The following is a 15679-nucleotide window of genomic DNA, read 5'->3' as shown; positions in this document are numbered from 1 at the left end:
AAATTATGAGGTAGGAGCGGCTTTGCCGCGATGGCTTCTGCCAACCGCACAGCCTGTCACGCCGAAGGTGCTTCTGGAGAGCTTCGGTCCAAGGCGCTTGTCCTTATAGCGAAAAATGCCCGATACCGCTTCGCTATATCGGGCCTACCTGCTAACGCTGCGAACTGCCGACTGCCAACTGCCAACTCCGCCCTAAAGAAGAACCCGCTCGATCCCCCGATCCGTGGCCCGTTTGATGAACTGGTCCTGCCAGTTCTCGCCGAGCAGGTGGTTGGCCATCTCGACCACGATATAGTCGGTCTGGATGCCGGTGTCCTCGGCGTAGCGGGAGAGGCCCTGCTGGCAGGCGGGGCAGGAGGTGAGCATCTTCACTTCGCTCTGATCGTTGTAACGCTTGCCGATCATCTGCTCGAGACCGTTTTGCAGCTCTTCCTGCTTGCGGTAGCGCACCTGGGTGGAGATGTCGGGGCGTGCCATGGCCATGGTACCGGCCTCGCCGCAGCAGCGGTCTGAGAGGCTCACGTCCTGGCCCATCAGGTTGGTCGCGACCTTGACCGGGTTGTAGTGTTTCATCGGCGTGTGGCACGGGTCGTGGTACATGTACTGCTTGCCGGTGAGGTTCTCCAGCTTGACGCCCTTCTCCATCAGAAACTCGTGAATATCCAGCAGGCGGCAGCCGGGGAAGATCTTCTCGAACTGGTACTTGAGCAGCTGATCCATGCAGGTGCCGCAGGAGACGATCACCGTCTTGATATCCAGGTAGTTCAGTGTGTTGGCCACGCGATGGAACAGCACCTGGTTGTCCACCGAAATCTCGTGCCCCTTCTTCTCGTCGCCGCCGGAGGTCTGCGGATAACCGCAACACAGATAACCGGGCGGCAGCACGGTCTGCACACCGGTGTCATACAACATGGCCAGGGTCGCCAGTCCGACCTGGCTGAACAATCGCTCGGAGCCGCAGCCGGGAAAGTAGAAAACCGCCTCGCTGTCGTCATCCTGCTTTTGCGGATCGCGCAGGATCGGCACCACCTTGTCATCCTCGATTCCGAGCATGGCACGGGTGGTGCGCGACGGCAGGTTGCCCGGCATCGGTTTTTTCATGAAGTGAACCACCTGTTCCACAGCGCCGGTCTTGCCGGTGGTGGCGCGCGGTAGCTTCTTATTACTGTCGATACGCAGCTTGCGGGCCAGGTGCGAGGCGATGGCCTGCGCCTTGTAGCCCCACTCGATGAACAGCTTGCGAAACAGCTTGATGGCATGGGGATCGGTGATGTTCAAAAAGATCATCGAGAACCAGGTGCCGGGATTGAAATGCTTCTCGCCCTGCTTGCGCAGAATGTTGCGCATGGTGACCGAGACATCGCCGAAGTCGATGTCCACCGGACAGGGGTTAAGGCACTTGTGACAGACGGTGCAGTGATCGGCCACGTCGTTCATCTCGTCGAAATGGCGCGTGGAGATCCCGCGCCGGGTCTGCTCCTCGTAGAGGAACGCCTCGATAATCAGGCCGCTGGCGAGGATCTTGTTGCGCGGCGAATAGAGCATGTTGGCGCGCGGGATATGGGTGTTGCACACCGGCTTGCACTTGCCGCAGCGCAGGCAGTCCTTGACCATGGTGTTGAGCTCGCCCAGATCGCTGGCCTCCAGGATCAACGCCTCCTGTTCCACCAGGCGCAGTGACGGCGTGTAGGCGTTGCTCAGCCCCGAGCCGGCCATCAGCTTGCCGGGATTGAAGACCGAGCCGGGATCGACCTGCTGCTTGTAACTGGCAAACGCCTCGACCGTATTGCTATCGAGAAACTGCATCTTGGTAATGCCGATGCCGTGCTCACCGGAGATCACCCCGCCCAGATCGCCGGCCAGCTGCATGATCCGCTCGACCACTTCGTCGGCCTCGCGCAGCATGACATAATCGTTGGAGTTGACCGGTATGTTGGTATGCACGTTGCCGTCGCCGGCGTGCATGTGAGTGGCGACAAACAGGCGGCTGGAGCGGATGTCCTTGTGAATCTCGTCCAGTCGCGCGCGCACCGCCTGCAGCTCGTGGCCGGAGAAGATATCCTTGAGCGGCTGCTCCACCTGCTTGCGATAGGAGATGCGGATCAGCCGCTTCTGCAGCAGGGTGAACAGGGTGTCCCCGGCCTCGGCCTCGACAACCCTGGGGGTCTGCCACAGCTCGGGGTGGTCCTGCGCGGGCGCATCCAGATGGGTCAGGATCGCCGCCCAGCGGCGTTTGACTTCGCTGAGCAGCTCGCGCGCGGCATGTTTTTTCGCCGCGATGATCGCCTCGCTCTCCTCGCTCTCCTCGGCGTCGGGCACCTCCCCGGCGCGGATCGGATGCAGCTCGGGCATTTCCGAATCGAGGTACGCCAGCACGGCATCGATCATGCGGATCTTGTTCCGGGTCGACAGCTCGATGTTGAGACGTTCGATGCCGTCGTTGTATTCAGCCAGCCGGGGCAGCGGGATCACCACGTCCTCGTTAATCTTGAAGGCGTTGGTGTGCGAGGCGATGGCCGCGGTGCGCGCCCGATCCGCCCAGAAGCGCCGGCGCGCCTCGGGACTGACCGCGACAAAGCCTTCGGCCTCGCGTGCGTTGGCCAGTGATACCACGTGCGAGGCAGCCCGGGCGACCGTCTCCTCGTCGTTGCCGGCCACATCGATCAACAACACCATCTTGGGCAGATCCTGACGCGGCGCCTTGGTGGTGTAGTTGACGGCGCGCACATAGCGCTCATCCAGATGCTCCATGCCGGCCAGATTCACTTCCGCCAGACCGTCCAGATAATCCTTGGTCTCGACAATCGCCGGGACCGCCTTGCGCAGATCCACGCCGAAGAACTCCAGGCAGACGGTGCGGATAAACTGCGGCATGCGATGCAGGGTAAAGACCGCCGAGGTGATGATCCCGTCGCAGCCCTCCTTCTGAATGCCCGGCAAACCGCTCAAAAATTTGTTGGTCACATCCTTGCCGAGGCCCAGCTTGCGCAGATGCTCCCCCCGAATACGCAACACTTCCGGCTCGCCACAGGGCGTCTCGCCGTCGCACTCGAAGCGGCTGATGCGAAACGCCACCTCCTCCTGCTCGTGAATCTTGCCCAGGTTGAAGTTGAGCCGCTGCACCTCCAGCCACTTGGCATCCGGCGTCACCATGCGCCAGGAGACCAGGTTATCCAGGGTCGTGCCCCACATGACGGCCTTCTTGCCGCCGGCGTTCATGGCGATGTTGCCACCGATGCAGGAGGCATCCTGCGAGGTGGGATCCACCGCGAACACATAGCCGCCCGCTTCGGCCAGGTCCGAGACCCGCTTGGTCACCACCCCGGCCTCGGCGCGCACCACCGGTACCGGCTGCTCGCCCTGCTCACCTTCGACGACGAGCGTCTGTGAACCAATCGTTCCCAGTCCCTCGAGCTTTTCGGTATTGATCACCGCGCAGTCGGGCTGTAACGGCACCGCCCCACCGGTATACCCGGTGCCGCCGCCGCGCGGAATCATGCCGACTCCCAGCTCCAGACAGGCGGCGACCACCTGCTGCACTTCGGCTTCGCTGTCGGGATTGATCACCACCAGCGGGTACTCCACCCGCCAGTCGGAAGCGTCGGTGACATGCGACACCCGCGCCAGACCGTCGAAGGCGATGTTGTCCTTGTGCGTGATCTTGACCAGGCGCTTGTACACTTTCTTGCGCAGACTGTTCTGCTCCCCAAACCACGTCTCCAGTTCATGGATCGCCGCCCGGGTCTTGCCGATCAGCTCCTCGGTCAGCGCATTCCCCGCCGCACGCTCGGCGATACCGTCAAGGCGATGATACAGCGCCCGGATCAGCGACTCACGACGCTTGCGGTTGGTCAACAGATCGTCCTGAATGAACGGATTGCGCGTCACCACCCACATATCCCCGAGGATCTCGAACAGCATTCGCGCCGAGCGACCGGTCACCCGCTCCGCGCGCAGCTTGTTCAACACCTGCCAGGCCTCCTCGCCCAGCAGCCGGATCACGATTTCTTTATCGGAAAACGAAGTGTAGTTGTACGGGATCTCGCGTATTCGTTCAGTCATATAATTGATTTTAAAGGGGTTTTGAGAGAGCGGGTGCACCGCGGGAGATGCCTATTCTAACATGCGCCCGGAGAGGGCGTAACAGGCAATCGGGACATAATGCCCTTGGATTCAGGAGGTTATGGATTAACAAAGTTGGCAGTCGGCAGATGGCAGTTGGCAGCTTTCGAACAAAACATGTAGGCCGGACATAGCGAAGCGGTGTCCGGCGATCTGGCTGCTGAGTGCTGAGTGCTGAGTGCTGAGTGCAAGCGTAGGTCAGGTTGCGCGTAGCGCTACCTGACATTCTATCTATCGAACGATTTCTTACCACGAAGACACGAAGCAGATAGGCCCGATATAGCGAAGCGGTATCGGGCATTTTTCGAGATGCCGGACACCGCGGAGTTTATGCCCGAAGGGTACTCAGTCCGGCCTACCACTACGGGCAGTGACGAGTTACGAGGGCCGAGTGACGAGGTAAAACATCCCTGCCCATCAGCCGTAGGGAGCGTCTCACGCACCGTCAACCCCGAATCACCGCACTACATAAACACAAACACCACCACCGCATAACGGGCTGTCTTGCCGATCCCGATTAACACCAGGCTGAGCAGCCAGTGAATCCGCAGCCATCCCGCCGCCACACACAAGGGATCACCGATGATCGGCAGCCAGGACAATAACAGGATCGGCGCGCCCCGGCGGCGAAGCCGTTCCAACGCCTTTGGTGAGGGACGAGGTACGAGTGGCGAGGGACGAGGAAAAACCCGCGCTTCCGTCGCTTCGGCAGGGTGCGTTCCACGCACCATCAACTCCGAATCATCGGTCGCTGCGGTTTGATGCTTATCACCCCACCCTGACCCTCCCCTTGAAGGGGAGGGAATGGTTGAACTGCCCGGCGAGTTTTCCCCCTCCTCCAAGGAGGGGGTCAGGGGGAGGTGATCTGATGAATCCTCGTTACTCGTCCCTCGCACCTCGTCACTGGCAATAGGCGGATAACGGATCGCGATAACCCGCCCCACCAGCCATGACGTCATCCCGCCCAGCGTATTGCCCACGGACGCCACGGCCAGCAGCCACCAGAGCTCATGTCCCTGCGCCCGGGTCAGGTACGCCAGCACCGCTTCGGAGCCGCCGGGGAGCAGTGTGGAAGAGAGGAAGGCGCTGAGGAACAGCGACCATGACGTTAAATCAGTCATCAGTTGGCAGTTAGCAGTTAGCAGTTAGCAGTTAGCAGTTAGCAGTTAGCAGTTAGCAGTTAGCAGAACAATGGTACGAGAACCGCACCTTATGTGTTGTGTTTTCCTCGTCACTCGGCCCTCGTAACTCGTCCCTGTTATGAGCCGGTGTCCGGCACCCCTGAAAAGGGTCCGATACCGCAGAGTTGCTACCCGAAGGGTGCTATATCGGGCCTACCTGCTTGATCCGATAGCGTGGTATTGGACAGATTAGTGCAAAGCAGTAAAGCCCGGCCCCTGGTTACTCGTGACTGGAAACCAGCTTCTTTTTCCTTTCAACTACCGGATGTGTTCCACGCATTATTAACCGGGTAACCCGAAATGCTAATGATCCCCAAGAAATACCGGCGCATAGCTCCCGAGTGAATGCAGCAGCTCGGGCTGCCGGTTCAGAACCTCTTCGATAACATCGTTATGCACCATGGCACGCTCGACCTTGTAGATTATCTGGCTCAGATCCGACCGGGTCGGGTCTTTATCCAATCCGTGCAATCTTGACAGGTAGATAATCTGCATTGTTGCAATCGCGCACTCCAGGAAGGTGCTGACCAGTTGATTCCGATGTACCGCCATCGGGAAACCGTGATTGACCAGTTTGACCTGCAGATAACGCTTTATTCCGGCCTGCAATGATGGTGCCAGCGTGTTGGACCGTCTCCACAGTTCAGTGACATTGGCATAAACCTTTCGCGGGGCATTCGCCTCCCCGCCTGTCAGTTCCAGCCCGGACCGACTTACCGCCTCCAGCCAGTCCGGCTCACGGCAGACCCGGCATAGCGTCATCACGGCATGCCAAAAATGACCGGCCTGTTCCCGATTGACGTTCAGTTGACGGTTGCGAAAGGCCTTGCGGGTTTTCGCGACCAGTTTTTGCGTTTCAACCGCATCGTCCTGCAACTTTTCAAGCTGGCCGAGTGTCTGGTCAAACGTGTCTCTGGACAGCAACCCGGACAGGGTTATCGCAATCTGATAGAGCACTTCGCCCGGCATCACCTGTGAATCGTCCAGCAGAGTGGCGATAAACCGATCAAGCAATTTTTCCGCATAGTGGGGATCAAACCGGGATGGTGTCGCCTGTTCCGCGGTTGAGTCCGTCGACGTGAATAACGCTGTGTCCGGTGGCAGTTCAAGCAACAAGCGAACCACCTCCGGGCAGGAGAGATAAGCGGAGGCCACCGGCGAACTGGCCCGGCCGACGCTGACCCGAGGGTATTCACGGCAGGTCCGGGGGAGGGTCTCGTGGCCAAACTGCTTCTGTATCTCGCACAAACCGTCAGCCAGAAACGTGCAGCAGCCATCGTCACGGCGTTGTAAATAAGACTCACCGGCTTCTTCCTGCAAGGCGGCCTGCATCTTGCGGGTCAATGCCGTCTGCGGCAGGTCCCGCCAGCCGGCCAGTGTCGACGGGTCCACATCGATGCGCCAGCCATGACAGCAGTCATCGGGACAATCACCGGCTGCGCATTCAAATTTTTCAAGAACGACAAACTTCATATCGCCTCCCTTCCCCTCGACATTCATGCACCCTCCCATCTGACGGGCACCGGGAACAACATGTCATATGACAACAGTTTAGCCGGCTGCGAAATTATAACGCATTATCGCACAACCTGGTCCGACCGCCTTCACTGGTAATCCGCGCCTTTTATTTCGTTCAAAGGCCGGCGTCGCTTGCGACATCCATACCTCTCGCGACAAAGACCATTCCACCGAAAAACTTGCGTGTTCCGGGTGTGAGTACATTCCTGTACGCCATAAAAAACGGGGCCCGAAGGCCCCGTCCAAGTACTGCTTGATATTGTTATTATTAAGACAGTTCAAATCTCTCAGAAAGTAACGCGCAGACCAGTACTTACAGCGCTGATTTCGTCGCCATTATCCTGATCTGAGTTACGATAACCGACAAATGCACGGGTCTTCTTGGAGAAGTGATGGATCATACCTACAGCCATGTAATCGACATCGTTATCGTCGACATCATGATCGGTCTGACCGAGCTGAGCGACAAAGGCGTTCTTGCCCATCTTCATCTGGTAGCCCAAGAACATAATGTCGGCTTCACCATTGGCACCACCTGAGTCGGTCATTTCATACTGACCGGAAATAGCGTGCGGACCAGCCTTCCATTGACCACCTACTTTCACTGCATCATAGGATTCCCCAGTGTAAGTCGCCGGGTCACCACTAGACGTTTTATCATCAGTAGCCATGGCAACATATGCTTCGATGTTACCGGAGTTGTACTTCAGTGCTGCGGAAATGTCGCCAGAATTACCTGCACTTGTTGCGTCATCACCCGCTGCATCCGGACCTGCATCACCTTCATCGACGCCATAGTTGATCCACAGGCTCATGTTGCCGAAGTTGTTCTTGTAGGCAATGGAGTTGTTCCAGAAGCTGTTGTGGCCGAAAGCACCGCCACTCATACCACCGCTGCGACGAGCTTCCATATAAGTGGTTACAAAGGGATCGTACTTGACACCGCCGCTGTACTTGTAGGCCGCCTTAATACGACCGGCTTCGAAGGTACCGAAGTCACCCTTCAAACCAACCATGCCGACACGCTGACCGTCAGTGAGACCACCGGTGGTGGTGTTGACCTGCCATTCGAAGTTGTAGAGAGCTGACAGACCGCCACCCAGATCTTCGGAGCCTTTCACGCCCAGACGACCGCGCTTGTTGTCCTTCATCTTCAGGCCGGATTCACCGTCAGCAACTTCGGTACGACCAACACCGTTGGAACCGTTGTTTTCGCCGTAACCTTCGTTATCGACGTTGGCGATTTCCGCCTGCAGATGACCGTACAGAGTCGGAGCCGCATTGGCGGCCATCGGGGATGCCAGGCCGGCCGCGACAGCCAGTGCAATCAGTTTCTTGTTCATATATGAACTCCTCTTTCTTTTATAGTGAGAGCTGTTTTTGAGTTGTGCTTAAGTAAACTCGTTGTGTTTTATAACGCACCAATGGCGCGCTCGCAACATTTTTTTTCATAAATACAACATAGTCTGAATAATGTTGTATTTTCGCAACATATCGGTTTAACTGCCTAATACTCTCATATTTTTTGCGGTTTTGTCAACGGGAAGGACCTTCCCCTTCCCCTTCGGGGAGGGCCGAGGGACGAGGTACGAGTGACGAGGAAGATCAACATCCGACTACCCGGATGTGCAGGTACTGCTCTCTTGCCTTTTTTGTGATTTATAAACTACATTCGCCCTACGAAACGGATTTCCTCCCGGCGATTCGATCGCTGGATCAAGCGACTCAAGGATGAGAAAGGCAAGGGGATCATCCTTGCGCGACTCCATCGGTTGATGGAGGGATTGCCCTCGGATGTGACCCCGCTGGGCCAGGGGCTCAGTGAGCTGCGGATTCACTACGGACCGGGTTATCGGGTTTATTTTCACCAGCGGGGTAATACGCTGATCATTTTGTTGTGCGGCGGCGATAAAGGCACACAAAAACGGGATATTGAAATCGCCAGAGAGATACTCGATGAGTGGAGAAGACAAAATGGCTGAGAACTTTACCGATTTCGATCCCGCAGAGCATCTTGATAGCAATGAGGCAATCGCCGCCTTCATGGCAGATGCCCTGGAAACCGGCGACGCCCGTTATATTGCCCGATCCCTGGGGGTTATCGCCCGTGCCAGGGGCATGACCGAACTGGCCCGGGAAACCGGGTTGTCACGGGAACAACTCTACCGCAGCTTCAGCGAAACCGGTAACCCGACCCTGAAAACTCTTCTGGCGGTTATGCGCGCCATCGGCGTGGATATGACCGCCAAACCTCATGGCCCTTCGGGCAGAGACTAGGGGCTAGTTACTAGTTACTAGGTGCTAGGTGCTAGGTGCTAGGTGCTAGGTGATAGGTGCTAGAAAATCACTTCGCTGCATCAGAGTTCCTGGAATCCAGGACCGAAAACTGAAAAATCGGGACTCTTTGCGCAGTTCCTAGAAACTAGCCCCTAGTACCTAGAAACTAAAAAAGCCCCTGAAAGGGGCTTTTTTAATATGGCTGGGGACCTAGGATTCGAACCTAGACTAACGGAGTCAGAGTCCGTCGTCCTGCCATTAGACGAGTCCCCAATTTAAATCAGGGGCTAGCCGCTAGGGACTAGTGGCTAGCTCATTTTGACTGCGACCTGTTTTGATAGTGGATAATCAGGCCGTAGAGCATTTTTGAGATTTCCTTTGCTTCTCGTTCGAGCTCCTTGCTCCGCTCGCTGTCGAGAAACCCGGCTTTCCGGCCTATCAGCAACTGGGTCCAGAGTTCGCCGCACGAGCCTTTGGCCACTTTCAGATACTGCACCTTGCTCTTATGCGAGTCCCGCTCAAAGCCTTCTGCAATATTCGAGGGAATGGAAAGCGCCGAGCGGGTAATCTGGTCCCTGAAGCCGTATTCTTTTGAGTGGGTAAAAGCCTGATACAGGCTCACACTCAACCGACAGGCCCGTTTCCACACGTCGAGGTTCTCAAGTGCTTCCATGCACTCTCTCCTTGTGTCGTTCCTAGCCCCTAGTATCTAGCATCTAGAAGCTACTCGAAACGAGAATCCGCGATAGCGGATTAACGTTTCGAGTACTGAGGACGCTTACGCGCCTTGTGCAGGCCGACTTTCTTGCGTTCGACTTCACGGGCGTCGCGGGTGACGTAGCCGGCGCGGCGCAGGGCGGGACGCAGGGTCTCTTCGTACTTCATCAGCGCGCGGGTGATGCCGTGGCGGATGGCGCCGGCCTGGCCGGTGTTGCCGCCGCCCTTGACGAAGACGTTGACGTCGAAGGTGCCGGTGTGGTCGGTCAGCTCGAGCGGCTGGCGAACCACCATGCGGGCGGTTTCGCGGCCGAAGTATTCGTCCAGGGGACGCTTGTTGACGTTGATGCTGCCGTTACCGGGGGTCAGGTAGACCCGGGCGGTGGCGTTCTTGCGGCGGCCGGTGCTGTAATATTTGTCTGCCATGATTTCTGCCTAGATTTCCAGTGCCTTGGGCTGTTGAGCCGCGTGGTTGTGTTCCGCGCCGCGGTAGACCTTGAGCTTGCGGAACATGGCCCGGCCCAGCGGGTTTTTGGGCAGCATGCCGCGCACGGCGGATTCGATAATCCGTTCCGGGTGCTTGGCGCGCTGCTTGTCCAGGGAGACGGACTTGATCCCACCCGGATAACCGGTGTGGTGATAGTACATCTTGTCCCACTCTTTCTGTCCGGTCACCGCGATCTTGTCGGCGTTGATGACAATAATATAGTCACCCGCGTCGACGTGCGGGGTGTATTCCGGCTTGTGCTTGCCGCGCAGACGACGGGCGATCTCGGTGGCGACGCGACCCAGAACTTTGTCTGTCGCATCAATCACATACCAGTCGCGTTTGACGGTTTCCGGCTTGGCGCTAAAGGTTTTCATCACTCGAGCCTTAAGTTAATGAACTACTGCAAAAAAGAGGCGGAATCTTACAGAAATCGGGGGGCCCTGACAAGAGCCGGCGGGGTTTCCCGGACAGACTTTTTGCGGGCAAAAAAAAGGCGCGGTAAAAGGGGGAAACCGCGCCACAAATACCACCATAAGGAGGATGGAGGAGTAAACTGTAATTCAGTGTTTTCTAATATAATAGAACTCTAATCTGTGATCAAGCCCCAGGTGCCCGATTTTTTTAGTCGAGAATTTTCCTATAAAAAACAAGGGTTACCAGCTTTCAGCATGACGGCATCAGGCCTGGTCGGGCACAGGGCCGAGGGACGAGTTACGAGGTCCGAGGAAGGTCAAAACCGCTTCTGAAAGCGGCTGCGCCGCGATATATCTTCCCATGCGGCACGGTCTGTCGCGCCGAAGGCGCTCCTACAGACTTTTGGAGCAGGCTTTTCCTCTCACTCGTCCCTCGCCACTCGCCCCTCGTAACTGTGCGCCCGCCGGGCGCACCGGGTTGTGTTATAATGTGTACACTCGAACATCCCTCTGAGGAGGCTGCATGTCACAGTCCACCACCATGACCATCCGCCTGGACGCCGAGCTCAAGTCACGTCTGGACAGGCTTGCCAAAATCACCCACCGGAGTAAATCCTATCTCGCCACGGAGGCGGTACGGGATTTCATCGAACTGAACGAATGGCAAATCCGCGAAACTGAAGCCGCAATTAATGAGGCCGACGCCGGGGACTTTGCCCCGGATGAAGAAGTCAAAGCGGTATTCGACAAGTTGAGGTAATCCATGCGGATAAAGTGGCTACGGAAGGCGCTGATTAATCTCGAACAGGAAGCCGCTTATATCGCGAATGAGGATCCCGAGGCGGCCCGACTCGTCGTTCAGCGGATCGAACACAGCATCAGCCTACTGGCAGACAACCCGGCTCTGGGCCGGGTAGGACGGGTTCCCGGCACCCGGGAGCTCCTGATTCCCAACACCCGCTACATTATTCCCTACCGGGTTCGCCCACGATTGCAACAAATCGAAATACTACGTGTTTTTCATCTGGCTCGACGGATCCCTGGTCAGTGGTAGGGCTGAGTTGGCAGTTGGCAGTTGGCAGTTGGCAGTTGGCAGTTGGCAGTTGGCAGTTGGCAGTTGGCAGAAGTATAACCCCATGCCGGAAACTGTAGGAGCGCCTCCGGCGCGATAGGCCATACAGCCCGATGATTGTCGCGGCTGAAAGCCCCTCCCGGCGTCCTTCGGACGCAGGGGCGAGGGGCGAGGAACGAGTGACGAGGAAAAGCACCTTGCACAGTAAAGCTGTAGGGGCACCTCCGGCGCGATAGACCGTACCGCCCGGCAAGGCCCATCGCGGCGAAGCCGCTCTTCCGGACTCCGGACTCTGGAAGTCGTATAACTGCGAACTGCCATCTGCAGACTGCCAGCTTTCATTATCGGCCCTGAGCTGTCGCCCCCGGCGACAGCGTGGGCCAGGCCTCGATCACCGCATCGCGCAGCTCGTTCAATCGCCCGTGAAAGAAGTGGCTAGCGCCGTCGAGCCAGATGAGCCGGGGCGGGTTATGGGTCTGGCGGGCGGCCCAATCGCGGACCTGGGCGGCGTCGATGACTTCGTCGGCGCTGCCCTGGATGACCAGCCAGGGGATCGCGATCTCGGGCAGGTCGTCGCTGCCGTAGAGAGACAGGGGCGGCGCGGCGACCAGCAACCGCTCGGCGCCTACCTGCGCGTGCATCTTGAGCGCCACCTGGGCGCCGAAGGAGAAGCCGCCCAGCCACAGCGGTGCACCGGGATAGTGTTCCCGCACCCAGTCGACCACTGCGCGCAGATCCTCGAGCTCGCCGACCATGTTGTCGAACTGGCCCTCGGAGCGGCCTACCCCCCGGAAGTTAAAGCGCACCGCCCTCGCGCCCAGCCGGTTCATAGTCGAGGCGAGAATATGCACCACCTTGTTGGTCAGGCTACCGCCATGCAACGGATGGGGATGGCAGAGCACCGCCACCGGCGCCGGGTGGTCGGGCTCCTCGACACGGATTTCCAGCTTGCCGGCCGGACCTTCGATTAACTGATTTTGACTCATGAATAATCCTTGCCCGTTCGGACAGCAGTGACGAGGGACGAGTTACGAGGGACGAGGAAAATCAAAACCCGGCCCCATCGATCGCAGGAGCTTTGCCGTGATAGATCTTGCCGTGTGGCACGATCGGTCGCCGATGTAATCGCCTCCCACAAAGCCAGGGCCATTGTGGGAGGGGCTTGACGTACATGGATGTACTAACACCCAAAACACTCGCCTTGCTCGCGGGGCGGGCTCTGTCGCGGGAGGCATGGTGCCCTGACCTATCGGAGATAGGTAGGGTACTCATAATGAAACCCACAGGGGTTCTATGAGACATGACCTGAGCAACGCGAGGAAATACTGAATGAAACCCGAAGGGGTTCTACAGTGAGCCGAGAGCGACCCAGCCGCGACAGTCTATCGGGCTGCACGGTCTTTCGCGCCGGAGGCGCTCCTCCCATCCCGATTTCCGATTTCCGATTTCCGATTTCCGATTTCCGATTTCCGATTTCCGATTTCCGACTTCCGACTTCCGACTGCGAACTGCCATCTGCCAACTTTGTTTTCTATATTTTTAACCGATCCACGACTCTGCCGTTAAGCAGATGTTCCTCGATGATCTCGTCGATGTCTTCTTCATCGACGTAGGTGTACCAGGTCTCGTCGGGGTAGACGACGATGACCGGCCCCTCCTCGCAGCGATCCAGGCAGCCGGCGTTGTTGATGCGGATCTCGCCCTTGCCGTGGAGGCCGAGGTCCTTGACCCGCTGCTTGGCATAATCCCGCATCTGCTGGGCGCCGCAGTTGGCGCAGCAGGTTTCCCCTTCCTCGCGCTGGTTGACGCAGAAAAAGACGTGGTGCTTGTAAAAGGACATAACAACTCCTGAGATCAGGGCCGAGGGACGAGTTACGAGGGGCAGGGGTTTTGCCGGGGCTGAATTTTATCCCCCCTCCCGGGCCTTTATGCCCTCAGGGTGCTCCCCTTTCAGGGGAGGGAACGAATCTTGCTGCCAGCAAAGATCGGTTCCCCCTCCCACAGGGAGGGGGTCAGGGGGAGGGAATATAAAAAAACCTCGTCACTCGCCCCTCGTAACTCGTCCCTGTTATTTAAGATTATGCCATATATCGGGCTGAAACTTGATGGCGTAACAGGGTAGACTTGCCGAATAATGCAGCCCGATGGTTCCGAGCCCTTGCCCCTTTCCCGACAGATCGATCAGCTGGCCGAGCAGTGCGTCAAATGCGGGCTGTGTCTGCCCCATTGCCCCACTTACCAGGCCGATCTGACCGAGAACGAGTCGCCGCGCGGGCGCATTGCCCTGTTGCAGGCACTGGCCAACGGCCAGCTCGACGCCGGCGAGAAACTGCGCGAGCACATCGATCACTGCCTGCTGTGCCGCCGCTGCGAGCGGGTCTGCCCTTCCGGGGTGCAATACGGGCGACTGTTCGATCTGGGCCAGCAGTTGCTGGAACAGGATCGCCGGCCCGGCCGGGCGGCCCGGCTGGGACTGGCGCTGGTGACCCGCCCGCGCTGGTTGCGCCGGCTTGGCCGGCTCATTGTGCTCACCCAGCGTAGCGGGCTGACGGGGCTGGCCCGCCGACTGGGACTGGGCCGCTTATCGCCCTGGCTGCGCCGCGGCCTGACCCTGCCGCCGCTGCCCTGGCCGCGCCCTTTTCAAGCGCGTTACCCGGCCTACGGCACCCGCCAGGGCCAGGTGGCACTGTTCACCGGCTGTATCAGCGCGGCGGCCGACCACACCACACTGCACGATACCCTCGAGGTACTGCGCCATTTCGGCTACGAGGTGGTCATTCCCCCGACCCAGCAGTGCTGCGGCGCCCTGCATGCGCACAGTGGTCAGCAAGATCGGGCCAACGCGCTGGCGACGCAGAATCGCGATGCCTTCACCGGGCCCTTCGACGCGGTGATTGTCACGGCCACCGGCTGTGCCGCCCAACTCCGGGAGATGCAACCGGGAGCCCCGGTGCGTGATGCGGTCAGTTTTATTGCCGCACAGCCCTGGCCCGAGACGCTGCAGCTGCACGGCGGGGAAGAAACCGTGGCCGTGCATGAACCCTGTAGCGCCCAGAATGTGTTGCGCAACAGCGATGACAGCTATCGGCTGTTACAACGGATTCCGGGGCTGACCGTCATCCCCCTGGCTGATAACGCCACCTGCTGCGGCGCGGCCGGCAGTTACCTGCTGCGCTATCCCCTCTTTGCCGATCAATTGCGCCAGCATAAACTGGAGGCCATTGCTCAACAGAAACCGGATCGGGTAGTGACCACCAACATCGGTTGTGCCCTGCATCTGCAATCGGGGTTAATCGAACAGCATGACAGACGGCCCGTGCTGCATCCTCTGACCCTGCTACGTGAATATATCGAGGGTACCCTATGATCGCCTTGAAACAACTGCCCTGGCTTTTGCTGCTACTGGCTGTGACCACCTCGACGACGGCGCGGGACAAGGAGCACTTTGCGGTCAAGGCCGGCGTGCTGGAACACGAGGATCCCGCCTATGAGCCGGCGCTGAATGTCGGCCTGACCGTCGGCGGCAAGCTGTTACGCGGCGACTCGGCCGCCCTGGGTTTGCAATTCGAGCTGAGCACGTCGGTCATAGAAGGGGAAACCCGCACCGGACTCGAGGACTGGGAGATGGACAGCCACGCCCTGTATGGCGTACTGCATCTTGGTCCAAGGCATTATTTTAAACTCAAGGCCGGTTACATCGACTGGCAGGTGCGTTACGACCTCGGCGGCGAGAGCGAACACCGCGAGGGTAGCGGCCTGAGCTGGGGCATCGCTTACGGCTACCCGCTGGAGAGCGGAAACTACTGGGAACTGGAGTACAGCATGATGAGCGACGAGGAAGACTTCGGCATCAATTACATCAGCCTGGGGTACTACTTTTAATGTTTTA

15 protein-coding genes and 1 tRNA gene are annotated in these 15679 nt (G+C 58.5%); 6 read left to right on the top strand and 10 right to left on the bottom strand.

All coding sequences use genetic code 11. From position 1 onward, the window contains the following. Positions 1-192: 192 nt before the first annotated feature. The 4 genes from EDC23_RS03190 to EDC23_RS03175 all read right to left on the bottom strand — a co-directional run bounded on the left by EDC23_RS03190 (position 193) and on the right by EDC23_RS03175 (position 8164). Positions 193-4062, bottom strand: coding sequence for a DUF3683 domain-containing protein (locus EDC23_RS03190; RefSeq protein ID WP_134081049.1), 3870 nt, complete (start codon positions 4060-4062; stop codon positions 193-195). Between the two features lie 524 nt (positions 4063-4586). After that, positions 4587-5243, bottom strand: coding sequence for a YqaA family protein (locus EDC23_RS03185; protein ID WP_134081047.1), 657 nt, complete (start codon positions 5241-5243; stop codon positions 4587-4589). A gap of 363 nt (positions 5244-5606) precedes the next feature. Next, positions 5607-6776, bottom strand: coding sequence for a flagellin lysine-N-methylase (gene fliB, locus EDC23_RS03180; protein WP_134081045.1), 1170 nt, complete (start codon positions 6774-6776; stop codon positions 5607-5609). 332 nt (positions 6777-7108) lie between these two features. Continuing rightward, positions 7109-8164 (bottom strand): porin, encoded by a 1056-nt coding sequence (locus tag EDC23_RS03175; RefSeq protein ID WP_134081044.1) that lies wholly within the window; start codon positions 8162-8164, stop codon positions 7109-7111. Between the two features lie 327 nt (positions 8165-8491). On the opposite strand from EDC23_RS03175, the gene EDC23_RS03170 reads away from it, so the two are divergent. Together EDC23_RS03170 and EDC23_RS03165 are read left to right on the top strand one after the other, a co-directional pair. Next, a complete protein-coding gene (locus tag EDC23_RS03170) occupies positions 8492-8803 on the top strand; it encodes a type II toxin-antitoxin system RelE/ParE family toxin (RefSeq protein ID WP_134081042.1) in 312 nt (103 codons plus the stop codon). Next, a complete protein-coding gene (locus EDC23_RS03165; RefSeq protein WP_134081040.1) occupies positions 8796-9098 on the top strand; it encodes an addiction module antidote protein in 303 nt (100 codons plus the stop codon). Before EDC23_RS03170 ends, EDC23_RS03165 begins: the two co-directional genes overlap by 8 nt. Before the next feature lie 199 nt (positions 9099-9297). On the opposite strand, the gene EDC23_RS03160 is transcribed toward EDC23_RS03165, so the two are convergent. The 4 genes from EDC23_RS03160 to rplM all read right to left on the bottom strand — a co-directional run bounded on the left by EDC23_RS03160 (position 9298) and on the right by rplM (position 10679). Next, positions 9298-9371: transfer RNA gene (locus EDC23_RS03160), tRNA-Gln, on the bottom strand. Between the two features lie 40 nt (positions 9372-9411). Beyond that, entirely contained in the window at positions 9412-9771 is a 360-nt protein-coding gene (locus tag EDC23_RS03155) for a four helix bundle protein (protein ID WP_134081038.1), read from the bottom strand. An 80-nt stretch (positions 9772-9851) separates the two neighbouring features. Then, positions 9852-10241, bottom strand: coding sequence for a 30S ribosomal protein S9 (gene rpsI / locus EDC23_RS03150; RefSeq protein WP_134081036.1), 390 nt, complete (start codon positions 10239-10241; stop codon positions 9852-9854). A gap of 9 nt (positions 10242-10250) precedes the next feature. Then, positions 10251-10679: a 50S ribosomal protein L13 gene (rplM, locus tag EDC23_RS03145; RefSeq protein ID WP_134081034.1), complete on the bottom strand. Its 429-nt coding sequence runs from the start codon at positions 10677-10679 to the stop codon at positions 10251-10253. 562 nt (positions 10680-11241) lie between these two features. On the opposite strand from rplM, the gene EDC23_RS03140 reads away from it, so the two are divergent. Further along, positions 11242-11478, top strand: coding sequence for a CopG family ribbon-helix-helix protein (locus EDC23_RS03140; RefSeq protein ID WP_134081032.1), 237 nt, complete (start codon positions 11242-11244; stop codon positions 11476-11478). A 3-nt stretch (positions 11479-11481) separates the two neighbouring features. After that, positions 11482-11772: a type II toxin-antitoxin system RelE/ParE family toxin gene (locus EDC23_RS03135; protein WP_134081030.1), complete on the top strand. Its 291-nt coding sequence runs from the start codon at positions 11482-11484 to the stop codon at positions 11770-11772. Positions 11773-12131: 359 nt separating this feature from the next. Here the strand turns inward: EDC23_RS03135 and EDC23_RS03130 are convergent, their stop codons facing one another. Together EDC23_RS03130 and EDC23_RS03120 are read right to left on the bottom strand one after the other, a co-directional pair. Further along, on the bottom strand, positions 12132-12776 hold the full coding sequence (locus EDC23_RS03130) for an alpha/beta hydrolase (RefSeq protein ID WP_134081028.1): 645 nt from the start codon (positions 12774-12776) through the stop codon (positions 12132-12134). Between the two features lie 545 nt (positions 12777-13321). Continuing rightward, the gene (locus EDC23_RS03120; protein ID WP_134081026.1) at positions 13322-13630 is read right to left on the bottom strand and encodes a (2Fe-2S) ferredoxin domain-containing protein; all 309 of its coding nucleotides are present in this window, start codon (positions 13628-13630) and stop codon (positions 13322-13324) included. A 294-nt stretch (positions 13631-13924) separates the two neighbouring features. Here EDC23_RS03120 and EDC23_RS03115 point away from each other — a divergent pair, with 294 nt between their 5' ends. Both EDC23_RS03115 and EDC23_RS03110 read left to right on the top strand, forming a co-directional pair. After that, a complete protein-coding gene (locus EDC23_RS03115) occupies positions 13925-15157 on the top strand; it encodes a (Fe-S)-binding protein (protein ID WP_134081024.1) in 1233 nt (410 codons plus the stop codon). Then, positions 15154-15672 carry a DUF3575 domain-containing protein gene (locus tag EDC23_RS03110; protein ID WP_134081022.1) on the top strand — a complete coding sequence of 173 codons (519 nt, stop codon included), beginning with the start codon at positions 15154-15156 and terminating at the stop codon, positions 15670-15672. Before EDC23_RS03115 ends, EDC23_RS03110 begins: the two co-directional genes overlap by 4 nt. Positions 15673-15679 lie beyond the last annotated feature (7 nt).

It is taken from the genome of Thiohalophilus thiocyanatoxydans (assembly GCF_004366735.1).
Lineage (GTDB): Bacteria > Pseudomonadota > Gammaproteobacteria > UBA6429 > Thiohalophilaceae > Thiohalophilus > Thiohalophilus thiocyanatoxydans.
Note: the sequence above shows the minus strand (reverse complement) of the source record. Positions and strands in the feature narration are given on the sequence as shown.